This is a genomic window from Paracoccus sp. SJTW-4 (assembly GCF_047716885.1).
Classification (GTDB): Bacteria; Pseudomonadota; Alphaproteobacteria; order Rhodobacterales; family Rhodobacteraceae; genus Paracoccus; species Paracoccus solventivorans.
On record NZ_CP136681.1, the window covers coordinates 2,734,401 to 2,748,572 of the forward strand.

The window sequence follows — 14,172 nt, forward strand, 5'->3', positions numbered from 1 at the left end:
AGACCGCCGGAACAGGGGGACCGCCAATGCGCAGGCTTGGGTTTCTGATCGTCGCCATGCTGCCGGGCCTCGCCTGGGCCGAGCCGGTGGTGCTGCGGGTCGAGGCCAAGCGCGGCCCCGACACCGCCGCGGTGGTCGAAAGCTGGGCCGCACGCTTCCCCGAGGTGATGACATTCCCGCTGTCGGGCGGCTGGACCGGCATCGGCCTTGGCCCCATGGAACGCGAGGACGCGCAGGCCGAGATGGCGCGGCTGAAGGCGGCGGGCCGGATTCCACGGGACAGTTTCATCGTGCCGGTGCCGGCCGGAGCGGTTCCCGTGGCCGCGGCCGCGGGCGGCGCCGATGCGGAAGCACCCGGGGCCGATGCAGAGGACGCGGCCGTAGAGGATGCCAGCCCGCGGGCGGGACTGGCGGCCGGCGCCTCGACCTTTGCGCCCGCATCCCAGGCAGGGGAACCGCCTGCGGCAGAGGCACCGGCCGAGCTGCCGGCCGGCGACTACCTGCGGCTTCAGCGCTATGACACCCGGGAATCGGCCGATGCGGCGCTGGCCGAGTGGCGCGCGGATTTCCCCGAGGCGGGGCTCTGGCAGCAGCCCGACGGCGGGTTTGCGATCACGCTGGGCCCGGTGGCGTCCGGCGTGGGCGAGGCCTGGCTGCAGGCGTTCCGTGCCGCCGAGCGGGTCGGGCGCTTTGCCGCCGTGCTGCCCGCGGCCGAGTTGGGCGAGGTGCTGGACGAGGGCGCCGATCCGCAGCTGCCCCCCGCGGGCGAGGCCGCGATGCCGCCGCTGGACGAGGTGCAGCGCGCCCTGCGCTGGGCCGGGCGCTATGACGGAGAGATCGACGGCACCGCCGGGCCGCAGACCAACGCCGCCATCGCCGCCGAGGTGCTGGCGCTGCGCGCCGCCCCCGACGCGGGTTCGGCGATGCAGGCGCTGATCGAGCGCCGGGCGGCCTGGCGCGACGAGATGGGCCTGACCACGCTGCACGACCCGCAATCGGGGCTGAGCCTGACCGCGCCGATGGACCGGCTTGAGTTCCTGCGCAACGAACAGGGGTTGTCGATCTATGGCCCGCGCAATGAATCGGGCGCGGCGCTGATCCTTTATCGCGCCCCCGGCGGCCAGCAGGAGATGCTGGATTTCACCGGGCTGGTGACGGCACTGGGCTGGGTGCCCTCGCCGGAACGCCAGGTCTCGCAGGGCAGCGCCAGCCTGATCGGCCGCAACGACACCCATATCGGCCAAGCCGAAGCGCGGGTCGTCGATGGCAATGTCGAGGGGCTGGTGCTGATCTGGCCGGTGCTGGACGCCGAGGACCAGCCCCGCATCGCCGCCGAGATGCTGGACAGCCTGCGTTATGCCCCTGTCGCAGGCGATGCCTCGGCCGACGATGCGGCAGACGGGGGCGCGGCGGAAGAGACGCCCGGGTCCACCGCAGACGCCGCTGCGGATTGATCCGCCAGCCCCGCGGCTTGCAGGCCAGCGCCCACGCGCCGGATCACCCCACCCGGCACCGCTGCCCGCGATCGGAGTGGCTGATACTGCCGCGCCTTATTGCCTCCAGAACCGCGGCATCAGCACCACGAACACGGTGATCAGCTCCAGCCGGCCCAGATACATCCCTGCGATCATCAGCCACTTGGCCGAGGGCGGGAAATCGGCCACGCTGCCGTTGGCGGTGACCTCGGGGCCCCAGATCGGGCCGATGTTGGCGATCGCCGTCCAGGCGGCGGTCAGCGCGGTGCGCGGGTGCAGCCCGGTCAGCGCCAGCGCCACGATCAGCGCCCCGAAGCTCAGCACGAACATGGTGAAGAAGGCCATGACCGAGTTCACCACCTCGGGGTCCAGCCGCCGTCCCTGCAGGCGCAGCGGCCGGACGCGGTGGGGCGATTGCATCTGGGTCAGCTGCCCGCGCAGCGCCTCGAACAGCACCTGGTAGCGGAAGACCTTGATCGAGCAGACGGTGGATCCCGTGCAGCCCCCGATCAGCCCGATGAAGAACAGTAGCACGAAGGGCAGATACCCCCATTGCGTCACGTCGGTCGAGGCGAAGCCGGTGCCCGAGGTGATGGTGACGACGTGGAAGATCACCTCGCGCGCAAGATCGGCCGAGGGCAGGACCGAGCGCCACAGTGCCTCATAGACCAGGATCACCAGGCAGACGGCGGCGATGATGCCCAGATAGGCGCGGATCTGGCTGTCGCGCCACAGCGGCGCCGGGTCGCCATGCACCAGCTGCAGCATCCGCACGAAGGGGATCGAGGCGAGGATGGTGAAGAACGAGGCGGCCAGCTCGATCGAGCCGGGAAAGGCTGCGAAACTCGCGTCATAGCGCCCGAAGCCGCCGGTCGAGCAGGTGGTCAGCGCGTGCATCACCGCGTCGAAGCCGCCCATCCCCAGCGCCGTATAGGTCGCGGCGCAGGCAAGCGTGATGCCCAGGTAAAGCTGCGTCATCTCGGCGGCGATCTGACCGGCGCGGGGCATGACCTTGCCCATGGTGTCGAACCCCTCGGAGCGGAAGAACTGCATCCCGCCCACCCGCATCACCGGCAGGAACACCATCGCCACCACCACGATGCCCAGCCCCCCCGACCATTGCAGGATGCCGCGCCACAGATGCGTGCCCAGCGGCAGGTGGTCCAGCCGGGGAAAGGCGGTGGTGCCGGTGGTGGTCATCCCGGACATCGATTCGAACATCGCGTCGGTCCAGCCCGCCGCCGGGGCGCCCAGCATGAACGGCATCGCCCCCAGCAGCGGCAGCACCACCCACAGCCCGGTGGTCAGCAGGAACGCCTGTTCGACCACCAGCGGCCTGCCGTCGCCCGGCGTCGCCACCGCAACCAGCAGCCCCAGCACGATGGTGGCGCCGCCGGCCATGGCAAAGGCCCGCCAGTTCGGGTCGCCATTCGCCCAGTCGATCACCGCGGGCGCCAGCATCAGCACGCCCATCGCAACGCAGAGTTTCGAGATCGCGTGGACCACGGGGCGAATGTCGATCATGCCGCCTCAGTGCCCCCGCCGCCGCCGCCGGTCAAGCGCGCCGCTTGCGCCATGATCCGCGGTCGGGTAATCCTGCCCGAACGCGGGTGTAGCTCAATGGTAGAGCAGCAGCCTTCCAAGCTGAATACGTGGGTTCGATTCCCATCACCCGCTCCAATATCCTCCAGACTGTCGAGCAGCAGCAATCGCGTAGATGCGGATGTGTCCCGCGCCGGAAACGTCCATGGAACACATCGCCAATCCATGGCCTCCATCTCGGAGGTGGCGGCTCGCGCCATGGGTAGGCGCTCGCCCCCTTCTGTATAGACCTCCAAGGTCTTTGCCGGCGTGTGACCATCACCCGCTCCACCTCCCTCCCTCTCCGTTGCGGAACGACTTGTGGCTTGCGGGGGTTGACCGTGCGGCCGGACCCGTGCGACCGCAAAGAGGCCCGTTGACCGCTACCGAAAGACCCTGCCCATGTCCCGTCCCGCGATGCAGCGCCTGTCGTTCTTCCTGTTGATGGGGGTGACGCTCTATGCCTCGCTGGTGGGCGCGGGCTGAGGGGCGGCGGGCGATGGCGATCAGGTTCGGCGGTAAATATTCGCCCGGCGGGCGGCCCGCGGCAGGTGGCGAGGCCGGGGCAGGGATGGGACGTCCCGCGCCGGGTCAGGCGCGCCACCCGCTGGAATCGCGCACGAAATGGGTGACGCTGATGGGGGCGCCGCTGCTTCTGGGGGCGTTCTTCCAGGGCGATCCGCTGGGCATGGCGACGAGCCTGCTGGGCTTTGGCATCCTTGCCGGCGGCATGTGGATGACGCGCGAGGGGCTGCAGGCCGAGGCCGCCTATGACGCCCGCCGCGTTGCGCGCCGCCCGGCGATCCCGCGCAAGCTGTTCGGCGGCATCCTGACCGGGCTGGGCATCGCGATCGGCGCCTCGGAGCCGGGCGCCTTTGCCGGGGCGGCGGTGCTGGGCTTCACCGGCGCGGTGCTGCACTGGCTGGCCTTCGGCCCCGACCCGATGCGCGACAAGGGGATGGAGGGTGTCGACAGTTTCCAGCAGGACCGCGCCGCCCGCATGATCGAAGAGGCCGAGACCCATCTGCGCGGCATGACCGACGCGATCCAGCGCACCCGCGACCGCAAGCTGCAGGCGCGGGTGGCTTCGTTTGCGACCACCGCCCGGGCGCTGTTCGAGCGGGTCGAGCAGAACCCCGGCGCGCTGGCCTCGGCCCGGCGCTATCTGGGCGTCTATCTGATCGGCGCCCGCGACGCGACGGTGAAGTTCGTCGATCTTTATGCGCAAAGCCCCTACCCCGCGGCGCAGCGCGATTACGAGGCGCTGCTGGCGGATCTGGAAACCAGCTTTCAGGCGCTGAGCCAGCGGCTGCACGACGGGGTGCGCACCGATATGGATATCGAGATCGAGGTGCTGCGCGAACGGCTTGCCCGCGAAGGGGTGCGCCCGCCCGCCAGCGCCGCGCTCGAGGACCGCAGCGGCGAGCCCACCGCCGCCGAGCTGCTGCAGGCCAAAGAGCGCACCCGCTAGGCAATGCCGCGTTTCGCCCTGAAGATCGAATACGACGGCGGCCCCTTTGCGGGCTGGCAGGCGCAGGCCGGGCAGCCCTCGGTCCAGGCGACGGTCGAGGCGGCGCTGTCGCGGCTCGATCCCGGCTTTGCCGCGGGGGCGCGGATCGCGGCCGCCGGGCGCACCGACGCCGGCGTCCATGCGCTGGGGCAGGTCGCCCATGCCGATCTGGAACGCGACTGGGACCCGTTCCGGCTGGCGGGCGCCCTGAACTGGCACCTGAAACCGGCGCCGGTGGCAGTGCTGGCGGTGGCGCGGGTGGAGGAGGATTTCCACGCCCGATTCTCGGCCATCGGGCGGCGCTATCTGTTCCGGCTGCTGTCGCGCCAGGCGCCCGCGACCCATGACCGCGGCCGGGTCTGGCAGGTCGTGCACCCGCTCGACGCCCAGGCGATGCGCCGCGGCGCCGCGGCGCTGGTCGGGCTGCATGATTTCACCACCTTCCGCTCGACCATGTGCCAGTCGGCAAGCCCGGTGAAGACGCTCGACCGCATCGAGATCGAGGAAATCGCCGTCCCCCATGGTGCGGAATACCGCTTTCACCTGGCGGCGCGGTCGTTCCTGCACAACCAGGTCCGCTCGATCGTCGGCACGCTCGAGCGCGTCGGCGCCGGGGCCTGGCCGCCCGAGCGGGTGGCCCAGGCGCTGGCGGCGCGCGACCGTGCGGCCTGCGGCCCGGTCAGCCCGCCGCATGGGCTGTATCTGCTGGGCGCGGATTACCCGGCCGACCCCTTCGCCGCCAATACCGCCACCCCGGGCGGATGACCGTCGCCAGGGTATTGGCGATGATCCACAGGTCCAGCGCCAGCGACTGGTGCTGCTGATAGACCATCTCCAGCCGCAGCTTGCGCGGCAGGCAGCGCCGGTCATAGGCGGCCTGCGTGGCGGCTTGCGTCAGGCAGCGGGCGAGGATCCGATCCTCATGCGCGTGGCAGACCAGCGTCGCGAGCCCCGTCACGCCCGGCCGCATCCGCAGCACAAGCGCATAGCGGTGCGGGAAACGCTCGACATATTCGCGCAGCGGCGGGCGCGGGCCGACAAAGCTCATGTCGCCGGCCAGGATGTTGAAAAGCTGCGGCAATTCGTCGATGCGGCTGCGTCGCAACAGATGGCCGAGCCGCGTGATCCGCCAGGATTTATGCCCGCCCGTGGCGCCGCCATCCTCGGCGACCGGGACCATGGTGCGGAACTTGAGCAGCCGGAACGATTGCCCCGACGCCCCCATCCGCCTGGACAGATACAGCAGCGGCCGCCCCTGCATCAGCAGCAGCAGCCCGGCCACCGCCAGCATCACCGCCGACAGCGGCAGCAGCAGCGCCAGCGCCAGCAGGATGTCGAACAGCCGCTTGCCGTCCGGCGCCCGCACGCCGATGCCCGGCGGCTCCCGCACCGCCCCCGCCTGCCAGCCGTGATGGATCGCCATCCGCGCCACCCTGATTCCACGCCGTTTCCTGTCCGGCGTAACGCAGAGTCATGAAGGAATCGCTAATCCGCGGCAGATTCCGGCCTTGTCGCAGCCCGGCGGTTTTGCGACGCTGGCGGACGGGCCGGCCTCTGCGCCGCAGAAGGAGCAGTCGATGCGCAAGTTTCTGGTGGTGCTGGACGACAGCAAGGAATGCCTGAACGCCATTCGCTTTGCCGCGCTGCGGGCGGCCGCGACCGGCGGTACGGTGCAGGTGCTCTCGGTGATCCCGGCCAGCGAGATCCAGCACGGCATGGGCGTGGCCGAGGTGATGCGGGCCGAGGCGCGCGAGCGGATCGAGGCGCAGTTCGAGGTCTTTGCCAAATGGATGCGCGACCGCCCCGGGGTCGAGCCCGAGCTGGTCGTGCGCGAGGGCGACCCGGGGGCCGAGCTGGTCGCGCAGATCTCGGCCGACCCCGACATCGCCGCGGTGGTGCTGGCGGCCGCGGTCGACAGCGGCGGGCCGGGGCCGCTGGTGACGCGGCTGACCCGGGAACTGACCTCACTGCCTTGCCCGCTGACCATCGTGCCGGGCGACATCTCGCGCGAGCGGCTCGAGCAGATCACCTGACCCGCGGGCCGGCGGAACCCGGGCCGACCTTGACTTGTGCCCCCCCTCGCAACCATATCTTCCGGGACCGAGGAGCCTCCCATGTTCATTCAGACCGAGACGACCCCCAACCCCGCGACGCTGAAATTTCTGCCCGGGGAAACCGTGCTGGGCAGCGGCACCGCCGACTTCCCTGCTGCCGAACAGGCCGCGGGCAGTCCGCTGGCGCGGCGCATCTTTGCGGTGCCGGGGGTGGCGGGGGTGTTCCTGGGCTCGGATTTCGTGACGGTGACCAAGACCGACGCGGCGGCCTGGGACCAGATCAAGCCCTCGATCCTGGGCGCCATCATGGACCACTACCAGTCCGGCGACGCGGTGATGAGCCAGGCGCAGCCCGCGGGTGGCGGCCATGCTGACCACGACGGGCCGGACGCCGAAATCGTCAACCAGATCAAGGAGCTGCTGGACACGCGCGTGCGCCCGGCGGTGGCGCAGGACGGCGGCGACATCACCTTCCACGGCTTTGACCGCGGCGTGGTCTATCTGCACATGCAGGGCGCCTGCGCCGGCTGCCCCTCGTCCACGCTGACGCTGAAGATGGGGATCGAGAACCTGCTGCGCCACTATATCCCCGAGGTGGTCGAGGTCCGCCCCGTTGCCTGACAGTCTGCGGGTCCTCGGGTTCGATACGTCGGCCGCGCATTGCGCGGCCGCTGTCGTTTGCGGCGGCCGGGTGCTGGCGCAGCGGATCGAGCCGATGGCGCGGGGCCAAGCCGAGCGGCTGTTTCCCCTGCTGGCCGAGCTGCTGGCCCAGGCCGGTCTGGGTTGGTCCGATCTCGACGCCATCGGCGTGGGCGAGGGGCCGGGCAATTTCACCGGCATCCGCATCTCGGTCGCGGCGGCGCGCGGGCTGGCGCTGTCGCTGGGCATCCCCGCGGTCGGGGTGACGGTGACCGAGGCCGCGGCCTGCGACGCCCCGCGTCCCTGCCGCGCCATCGTGGCGCTGCGCGGCGACGAGGTGGTCTGGCAAGATTTCCCAGCACTGCCAGCGAAAGCCCCGGCTGCATTAGATCCAAGGCAGGACGGGACCCCGGCAGGTCCGGCACTGGCCCGGCGCGAAGCACTGCCCCCGGGGCCCGCCCCCTGTTGCTCGCCGCATCCCCTGCCGGTGGCGATCGCGCTTCTGGCCGCCCGACGCGTGGCCGCTGTGGCCGAGCGCGGGGCCTCCGCGGATGCGGAAATCGCGCGGCCGGCCCCGCTGTATCTGCGCCCGGCCGACGCTGCCCCGCCCCGCGATCCGCCGCCGGTGATCCTGCCGTGACTCTCGGGGGCAGGAGAGGAGAGCGATTCCTGGGTGATGGACGGGAACGGGCCGTCGCTGCGAAGCGCCGCGCGGTTGTTTCCTGCCGCGGCTGGAGCAGGCGTGCGGAAACGGGGGCGCCAAGGCGCGGCATTTCCGCGCAGGACCACGGCCGGGCCGGTGTTCCCCGGGGGCCGTCTTGGTGACTCCACAGGAACTTGCCGCGCTGCACTGCCGCTGCTTCACCGTGCCCCGCCCTTGGACCGCCGCCGAATTCGCCTCGCTGCTGCCGGACTCGGGCACCATGCTCCATACAAGCCCGCAGGGTTTCCTGCTGGGCCGGATCGCCGGGGACGAGGCCGAGTTGCTGACCCTCGCCGTCGCTCCGGAGGCGCGGGGGCAGGGGGAAGGCCGCGCGTTGGTGCGCCGTTTCCTCAAGGATTGCTCGGTCCGGGGGGCGGCGGCCGTATTTCTGGAAGTTGCGGCGGATAATACCGCGGCGATCGGGCTGTATCGGGCGACCGGCTGGAGCCAGGTCGGGCAGCGGCGCAGCTATTACGCGCCGGGGCTGGACGCGCTGGTGATGCGCCACGATCTGGACTGAACCCATCACCGTTCCTCGCGCCGCTGCCGGTCGAGCTGTGCCTGCGCGCGGGTCAGCGCCTGCAACTGCGCCAGCGCCTCGGAGCGGCCGAAGGCCCGCACCGCGGCCTGCCGCGCCGCCTCGAGTCCCGGCCGGATCCGGGCCAGCGCGATTTCCGCCTGCCGCAGCTGTTCCGAGCGATAGCCCACCAGCGCCGCGGTCTGCCGCCACTCAGCCGGCGCGTCGGGGGCGGTGGGCGCGGCAATCGCCTGCGCCAGCTCGGCGCGAACGGCATCGAGCTGGCGCTGCATGGCCTCGGCCTGCGCGCGGCGGGCGGAATAGGCCCGCAATTCCCCGTCGGCCTTGACCCGCGCGATCCGGGCAAGCTGCCCCAGCCGCTCTGCGCCACGGGTCATGTCAAGCGCCCCGTGAGCGGCGCGTTGTTCGCCGCCAGGCGGCGGCAGACAGCCGCAGATTCATGCGCAGCCGTATGCATTACGGCCAGGTTCCGGCCTTCCCAAAGCCAACTCGGACTCTGTGACGCCGGGATCGGCCACCGGTGCCGGTAGAGCGAGGCCATATGTTGCCGGAGCGGAACCCAGTCCAGGCGCGCACAAGCCAGCCGCCTCGACGCCGGCGTTGGTCCGATCATCCTCCCGCGCCAGAACCCCCTCATCTCGCCGTCCCCTCCAGCCCACCCTCGTAGCCGCGGCGGACCTTGGCGCGCATGGCCTCGGCAAAGCGGATGGCGGCGGCGACCGGGCCGAATTGCTCGTGCGGGATTTCCTCGCCGAGGCGGGTGGTGGCGTGCAGCGCCCGGGCGCAGGGCGGGTCGGACCAGATCGGTACCCGATGGTCGCGCGCCCGCTCGCGGATGCGGGCGGCGATCTCGTCCACGCCCTTGGCCAGGCAGACCGGCGCCCGGCCGCTGCCGCGCTTCCATTCCAGCGCCACTGCGTAATGCGTCGGGTTGACGATCACCACGTCGGCCCGCTCGACATCGGCCAGCATCGAGCCGAGCGCGAGATCCACCGCCTTTTGCCGCCGCGCCGCCTTCATGTGGGGATCGCCCTCGGAGTCCTTGTGCTCGTCCTCGACCTCCTTGCGGGTCATGCGGTTGCGGCGGCGGAAATCGTAATGCTTCCACAGCAGGTCCACGGCCGCAAACACCACGGCGACGGCCAGCGCCAGCACCAGCACCTGCCGGATCAGCAGCGGGATCGCGGTGATCCAGGCGGCGCTGCCCATGCTGGACGATTGCGCGATGGTCCGGCCCAGGCTGGTGAACAGCATCACCCCCCCGGCACCGACCCCCGCCAGCTTTGCGACCGAGATCGCAAAGGCGACCAGCCCGGACTTGCCGAACTTCTGCCCAAAATTCTTCACCGGGTTGATCCGCTTGAGATCCGGCGCGAGTTTCGACGGCGTGAACACCAGCCCGCGCTGCGCCACCAGTCCCGTCAGCACCACCGCGGCCGCAGCCAGCGCCACCCCCACCACCGAGCCCGAGGACAACAGCCCCAGCGACCAGACCACCGCCGCGCCGCCTTCTGGCAAGCGTTCGCCGCCCATCAGCCGCTGCGCCAGTCCCAGCCAGGCCGGCAGGATCAGCGCCGAGCCGCCCATGAAGGCCAGCAGGAAGCCCAGCCACGACAATGCCGCCGTCAGCTCGGTCGAGCGGGGGATGTCGCCCTGGTCGCGGGCCTTGCGCAGCTTCTGCTCGGTCGGTTCGTGCTGGCGGTCGTCCTTGTCGGGCTCGCTCATCGCAGCACCGCCGGCTGCAGCGACAGCACGTCGCGCGCCCAGATGCCCAGCAGCCCGGGGACCAGCAGCGCCAGCGCCGCCAGCGCCAGCAGGATCGCCGCGGGGGCGGCGACAAAGACGATGGGCATCGCCGGCATCACCCGCGCCACCACTCCCGACAGCATCTGGAACAGCAGCCCGCCCAGGATGAAGGGCGCCGCGATCAGCATCGACAGGGTGAAGCTATGGATCACCAGCTGCCAGAACTCGGGCCAGATCACCGTGATATCCGGCCACAGCCCGGCGGGCTTGAGCGCGAAGCTGTCGGTCAGCACCTGGCAGATGAGCAGCGGCAGGCCCAGCGCCATCAGCAGCGCCATCCCGGCCATGTGCAGCAGGTTGCCGATCGGATGCGGCGCCATCTCGTCCGACACCCCCAGCATCGCCGATAGCGAGGCGCTTTGCGCGATCGCGGTGGTGGCGACGTCAAGCGCCATGGCCACCACCCGGACCAACAGCCCCAGCACCAGGCCCGAGAGGATCTCGACCCCCATCAGCGCCGCCAGGGCCAGCGGCGCGGGCGAGGACAAGGGCGGGGCCGCCGCCGCGTAAAGCGGCACCAGCGCCACGGCGGCCGCGACGCGGACCCGGACCGGCAGCACCCGTTCGCCGATGGCCGGCATCGTCATCAGACAGGCCTGGATGCGGGCGTAGATCAGCAGAAGCGGGGCAAGCCAGTCCGGTAGCCCCGCCGGCAGGGGGATGTCCGTCATGGCTCGACGGTCCCGACCAGCCGGATCCGCGCCTGCGGATCGACCTCGTCGATGCCCAGCACCGGCCAGCCCAGCCCGGTGCCGGCCATCACCGCCCGCACCAGCCGGCGGCGGTGGTCGGGCACCACCAGCGCCGGCATTGCCCCCGGCGAAAGCGCACCCGCCGCCAGCCGCAGGCTTTCGGCCAGCTTCTGCATCAGCGGCGGCGGCAGGGCCCCCTGCGCACGGCCGGGCTCGGATTCGGCGCGGTGGAACTCGGCCTCCCACCCGGGATGCAGCTGCATCACGTCCAGCCGCCCGTCCGGGTCCGAGAGCTGCTCGGTGATCTGCCCGCGCAGGCGGCGGCGGACGAACTCGGCCGCCGTGCCGGGGTCGGGGGCGCGGCTTTCGTGGATCGCCTCGACGATCAGCGGCAGGTTGCGGATCGAGACCCGGTCCTCGAGCAGGAGCCGCAGCACCGACAGCAGCTGCTCGGGCGTGACCTTGTCGGGGATCAGGCTGTCGAAGACGCGCTGATAGGACTGCGCGCGACTGTCGTCGCTGAGCGAGCGCAGCTCCTGCATCAGCCGCTGCATCGAGCCCAGCGTCAGCAGCGCCGGCATCTGCGCCTTGACCGTTTCCATCAGATGGGTGGACAGCACCTCCATCGGGGTAACCACGCTGGCGCCGGCAATCGCGGCCTCGTCCTGGCGCGCGGCGTCGATCCAGCGGGCGGGGCTGTCGTAGACGGGTTCGCGGGTCCGCTCGCCCGCGATCGGGGCGAGCGTTTCTTCGCTGCCGAGCGCCAGGATCTGGTGGGGTACCAGCAGGCCGCGGGCACGGATCACGCCGTGGATGCGGATGACATATTCGCCCCCTGCCAGCCCGGGCCCGTCGGTGATCCGCACCTCGGGCAGGATCACCCCGTAGCTGCGGGCGATGTGGATGCGCAGGTTGTTGATGCGGCTGCCCAGCCCGCGTGCCGGATCGAGCGCCGCGGCGATCAGCTCGGTGCCGATCTCGACGCTGATCTCGTCGGTGTCGATCACGTCGCCGATGCGGGGGCGGGGATCTGCGGGGGGTGCGGCCGGCGCCGCGTCGCCCTCGGACACCTCGCTGGCCCGCCTTGTGGCGTTGCGCCACGCAAACAGCCCGGCAATTGCCGCGATCGCCAGGAACACCAGCGTCGGCATTCCGGGCACCAGGCTCAGTACCGCCATCGCCGCTGCGGCCAGCGCCGGCGCATGCCAGCCCTGGGCCAGCTGCCCCGACAGCATGTCGGCGGTTGATTCCGTCGCCCCGCCCCGAGACAGCAGCAGCGCCGCCGCCATCGAGGTGATCAGCGCCGGCACCTGCGTGACCAGCCCGTCGCCGATGGTCAGCTTGGAGTATGTAGACAGCGCCTCGGCCATCGGCATCCCGTGCGACAACAGCCCGACGCCCAGCCCGACGAAGAAATTTACCGCGGTGATCAGCAGCCCGGCGACGGCGTCGCCCTTGACGAATTTCGAGGCACCGTCCAGCGAGCCGTAGAAGCTGATCTCGCGCTGGTCCTGGGCGCGACGGCGCTTGGCCTCCTCGTGGGTGATCGCGCCCGAGTTGAGGTCGCCGTCGATGGCCAGCTGTTTGCCGGGCAGCGAATCGAGCGCGAACCGGGCCGAGACCTCAGCCATCCGGCCCGAGCCCTTGGTGATGACCATGAAGTTCACGATCGAGATTACCGCGAACACGGTGATCCCGACCATCAGCGAGCCGCCGGCGACGAAGCGCGAGAAGCCCAGGATCACCTCTCCGGCAGCGTTGGGGCCGGTGTGGCCCTCGGTCAGGATCAGCCGCGTGGAAGAGACGTTGAGCGACAGCCGGATCAGCAGCGAAATCAGCAGCATCACCGGAAACGCCAGGAAATCGGTCGGCCGGTTCACCACGCTGGCCATGACCAGGATCAGCGTGGAGGTGGCGATGGACAGGGCAAATCCCACGTCGAGCAGCCCCGCGGGAATCGGGATCACCATCGACATCACCACCAGCACCAGCCCGCCGGTGATGGCCAGCGGCCGGGCCGAGGCGGGGATGCGGCTGATCGGGGCGACGGCGGTCATTCGGCGACCTCGGCAGGACTGGCGGGCGACAGGATCCAGTCGAGCGGCATCACCACGTCGGAGAGATAGCCCGCGCGGCGCAGATGCACGATCGCCAGCAGCCGCTGGTCGGGCGGCAGCGCCTGCAGCCGGACCGGGAAGTCCGCGGCAAGCTCTTCCCCGGCAAGCAGCCGTGTGGTCGCATCCTCGATGAATTCGGCGGTGGCGGGGCTCAGCGCCTGCGCAACCGCAAGGACCAGCGCCTGAAGCATCATGCCACCTTTTTCAGTTCGCGCAGCGCATCCTCGACCTCGAGGAAGCTGGGACGCAGATGTTCCGGCGCGGCCTGCCGGCCGACCTCGACGCACAGCGTGGTGGCGTGCTGGTGCAGCCCCGCGATCAGCACCGACTTGATGACGTCGTAGAAGGCGAGGTCCTGCTTCATCACCGCTGCCAGCCGCTGCGACAGCGGCGCCACCAGCCCATAGGCCAGGAACACCCCCAGAAAGGTGCCCACCAGGGCGCCGCCGATCATGCCGCCGAGGATCTCGGGCGGCTGGTCGATCGAGCCCATGGTCTTGATCACCCCCAGCACCGCCGCGACGATTCCCAGCGCGGGCAGCGCATCCGCCATGTGCTGCAGCGCATGGGGAACGTGCATCGCCTCTTCCTTCATCAGGTTCAGGCGGCGGCTCAGCATGTCCTCGACCTGATAGGGGTCGTCGTAGTTGAGGCTGGCCGAGCGCAGCGTGTCGGTGATCAGCGTCACCGCGTTTTCGTCGGCCAGGATCGAGGGATAGGCCTGGAAGATCGCCGAATCGGCCGGGCCCTCGATATGCTCCTCCAGCTCGATGGGGTTGGCGCGGGCGATCCTCAGCAGCCGGAACAGCAGGCAAAGCATCTGCGTGTTGTCCGATTCCGTCCAGCGGGGGCCCTTGAAGGCGCGGATGATCCCGGGGATCGTGTGTTTCAGCACCCCGCCGCTGTTCGACAGCAGGTAGGATCCGATTGCGGCGCCGCCGATGATCATCATCTCGAAGGGCAGCGCGTGGGTGATCACCGCCATCTTGCCACCGGCGAGGATATAGCCGCCGAAGACCATGGCGAAGGTCAGCGCGATTCCGATAAACCCGGCCAT

General features: G+C 70.6%; 15 protein-coding genes and 1 tRNA gene. 8 read left to right on the forward strand and 8 right to left on the reverse strand.

Annotation, left to right across the window (positions count from 1 at the left end; genetic code table 11):
• Nucleotides 1–26: 26 nt before the first annotated feature.
• Nucleotides 27–1,454: a peptidoglycan-binding protein gene (locus RSP45_RS13425; RefSeq protein ID WP_415392309.1), complete on the forward strand. Its 1,428-nt coding sequence runs from the start codon at nt 27–29 to the stop codon at nt 1,452–1,454.
• A gap of 96 nt (nt 1,455–1,550) precedes the next feature.
• Here the strand turns inward: RSP45_RS13425 and RSP45_RS13430 are convergent, their stop codons facing one another.
• Nucleotides 1,551–2,999 carry a TrkH family potassium uptake protein gene (locus RSP45_RS13430; RefSeq protein ID WP_415392310.1) on the reverse strand — a complete coding sequence of 483 codons (1,449 nt, stop codon included), beginning with the start codon at nt 2,997–2,999 and terminating at the stop codon, nt 1,551–1,553.
• Nucleotides 3,000–3,081: 82 nt separating this feature from the next.
• Here RSP45_RS13430 and RSP45_RS13435 point away from each other — a divergent pair.
• The 3 genes from RSP45_RS13435 to truA all read left to right on the forward strand — a co-directional run bounded on the left by RSP45_RS13435 (nt 3,082) and on the right by truA (nt 5,331).
• Nucleotides 3,082–3,155: transfer RNA gene (locus RSP45_RS13435), tRNA-Gly, on the forward strand.
• A gap of 400 nt (nt 3,156–3,555) precedes the next feature.
• A complete protein-coding gene (locus RSP45_RS13440) occupies nt 3,556–4,527 on the forward strand; it encodes a 5-bromo-4-chloroindolyl phosphate hydrolysis family protein (RefSeq protein ID WP_415392311.1) in 972 nt (323 codons plus the stop codon).
• 3 nt (nt 4,528–4,530) lie between these two features.
• Nucleotides 4,531–5,331 (forward strand): tRNA pseudouridine(38-40) synthase TruA, encoded by an 801-nt coding sequence (gene truA / locus RSP45_RS13445; protein ID WP_415392312.1) that lies wholly within the window; start codon nt 4,531–4,533, stop codon nt 5,329–5,331.
• Here truA and RSP45_RS13450 read toward each other — a convergent pair.
• On the reverse strand, nt 5,246–5,989 hold the full coding sequence (locus RSP45_RS13450; RefSeq protein ID WP_415392313.1) for a sugar transferase: 744 nt from the start codon (nt 5,987–5,989) through the stop codon (nt 5,246–5,248). The genes truA and RSP45_RS13450 overlap by 86 nt on opposite strands.
• Nucleotides 5,990–6,143: 154 nt before the next feature.
• Here RSP45_RS13450 and RSP45_RS13455 point away from each other — a divergent pair, with 154 nt between their 5' ends.
• The 4 genes from RSP45_RS13455 to RSP45_RS13470 all read left to right on the forward strand — a co-directional run bounded on the left by RSP45_RS13455 (nt 6,144) and on the right by RSP45_RS13470 (nt 8,482).
• Nucleotides 6,144–6,599 carry a universal stress protein gene (locus tag RSP45_RS13455; protein WP_073067265.1) on the forward strand — a complete coding sequence of 152 codons (456 nt, stop codon included), beginning with the start codon at nt 6,144–6,146 and terminating at the stop codon, nt 6,597–6,599.
• An 81-nt stretch (nt 6,600–6,680) separates the two neighbouring features.
• A complete protein-coding gene (locus tag RSP45_RS13460; protein ID WP_073067008.1) occupies nt 6,681–7,241 on the forward strand; it encodes a NifU family protein in 561 nt (186 codons plus the stop codon).
• Nucleotides 7,234–7,899, forward strand: coding sequence for a tRNA (adenosine(37)-N6)-threonylcarbamoyltransferase complex dimerization subunit type 1 TsaB (gene tsaB, locus RSP45_RS13465; protein ID WP_415392314.1), 666 nt, complete (start codon nt 7,234–7,236; stop codon nt 7,897–7,899). The genes RSP45_RS13460 and tsaB overlap by 8 nt, the downstream gene beginning before the upstream one ends.
• Before the next feature lie 283 nt (nt 7,900–8,182).
• Nucleotides 8,183–8,482 (forward strand): GNAT family N-acetyltransferase, encoded by a 300-nt coding sequence (locus tag RSP45_RS13470; RefSeq protein WP_415392315.1) that lies wholly within the window; start codon nt 8,183–8,185, stop codon nt 8,480–8,482.
• Between the two features lie 5 nt (nt 8,483–8,487).
• On the opposite strand, the gene RSP45_RS13475 is transcribed toward RSP45_RS13470, so the two are convergent.
• The 6 genes from RSP45_RS13475 to motA form a co-directional block, all read right to left on the reverse strand.
• A complete protein-coding gene (locus RSP45_RS13475; RefSeq protein WP_415392316.1) occupies nt 8,488–8,877 on the reverse strand; it encodes a hypothetical protein in 390 nt (129 codons plus the stop codon).
• Nucleotides 8,878–9,133: 256 nt separating this feature from the next.
• Nucleotides 9,134–10,225: a flagellar type III secretion system protein FlhB gene (gene flhB / locus RSP45_RS13480; RefSeq protein ID WP_415392317.1), complete on the reverse strand. Its 1,092-nt coding sequence runs from the start codon at nt 10,223–10,225 to the stop codon at nt 9,134–9,136.
• A complete protein-coding gene (locus RSP45_RS13485) occupies nt 10,222–10,977 on the reverse strand; it encodes a flagellar biosynthetic protein FliR (protein WP_415392318.1) in 756 nt (251 codons plus the stop codon). The genes flhB and RSP45_RS13485 overlap by 4 nt, the downstream gene beginning before the upstream one ends.
• Nucleotides 10,974–13,055, reverse strand: a complete 2,082-nt coding sequence (locus RSP45_RS13490) for an FHIPEP family type III secretion protein (RefSeq protein ID WP_415392319.1) — start codon at nt 13,053–13,055, stop codon at nt 10,974–10,976. Before RSP45_RS13490 ends, RSP45_RS13485 begins: the two co-directional genes overlap by 4 nt.
• On the reverse strand, nt 13,052–13,309 hold the full coding sequence (locus RSP45_RS13495; protein ID WP_415392320.1) for a hypothetical protein: 258 nt from the start codon (nt 13,307–13,309) through the stop codon (nt 13,052–13,054). Before RSP45_RS13495 ends, RSP45_RS13490 begins: the two co-directional genes overlap by 4 nt.
• A complete protein-coding gene (gene motA / locus RSP45_RS13500; RefSeq protein WP_415392321.1) occupies nt 13,306–14,172 on the reverse strand; it encodes a flagellar motor stator protein MotA in 867 nt (288 codons plus the stop codon). The genes RSP45_RS13495 and motA overlap by 4 nt, the downstream gene beginning before the upstream one ends.

Coding starts and splice junctions, on each gene's coding strand:
- RSP45_RS13425 (WP_415392309.1), top strand. CDS start 27: ATGCGCAGGCTTGGGTTTCTGATCGTCGCCATGCTGCCGGGCCTCGCC.
- RSP45_RS13430 (WP_415392310.1), bottom strand. CDS start 2,999: ATGATCGACATTCGCCCCGTGGTCCACGCGATCTCGAAACTCTGCGTT.
- RSP45_RS13440 (WP_415392311.1), top strand. CDS start 3,556: ATGGCGATCAGGTTCGGCGGTAAATATTCGCCCGGCGGGCGGCCCGCG.
- truA (WP_415392312.1), top strand. CDS start 4,531: ATGCCGCGTTTCGCCCTGAAGATCGAATACGACGGCGGCCCCTTTGCG.
- RSP45_RS13450 (WP_415392313.1), bottom strand. CDS start 5,989: ATGGCGATCCATCACGGCTGGCAGGCGGGGGCGGTGCGGGAGCCGCCG.
- RSP45_RS13455 (WP_073067265.1), top strand. CDS start 6,144: ATGCGCAAGTTTCTGGTGGTGCTGGACGACAGCAAGGAATGCCTGAAC.
- RSP45_RS13460 (WP_073067008.1), top strand. CDS start 6,681: ATGTTCATTCAGACCGAGACGACCCCCAACCCCGCGACGCTGAAATTT.
- RSP45_RS13470 (WP_415392315.1), top strand. CDS start 8,183: ATGCTCCATACAAGCCCGCAGGGTTTCCTGCTGGGCCGGATCGCCGGG.
- RSP45_RS13475 (WP_415392316.1), bottom strand. CDS start 8,877: ATGACCCGTGGCGCAGAGCGGCTGGGGCAGCTTGCCCGGATCGCGCGG.
- flhB (WP_415392317.1), bottom strand. CDS start 10,225: ATGAGCGAGCCCGACAAGGACGACCGCCAGCACGAACCGACCGAGCAG.
- RSP45_RS13485 (WP_415392318.1), bottom strand. CDS start 10,977: ATGACGGACATCCCCCTGCCGGCGGGGCTACCGGACTGGCTTGCCCCG.
- RSP45_RS13490 (WP_415392319.1), bottom strand. CDS start 13,055: ATGACCGCCGTCGCCCCGATCAGCCGCATCCCCGCCTCGGCCCGGCCG.
- RSP45_RS13495 (WP_415392320.1), bottom strand. CDS start 13,309: ATGATGCTTCAGGCGCTGGTCCTTGCGGTTGCGCAGGCGCTGAGCCCC.
- motA (WP_415392321.1), bottom strand. CDS start 14,172: ATGGCCGGGTTTATCGGAATCGCGCTGACCTTCGCCATGGTCTTCGGC.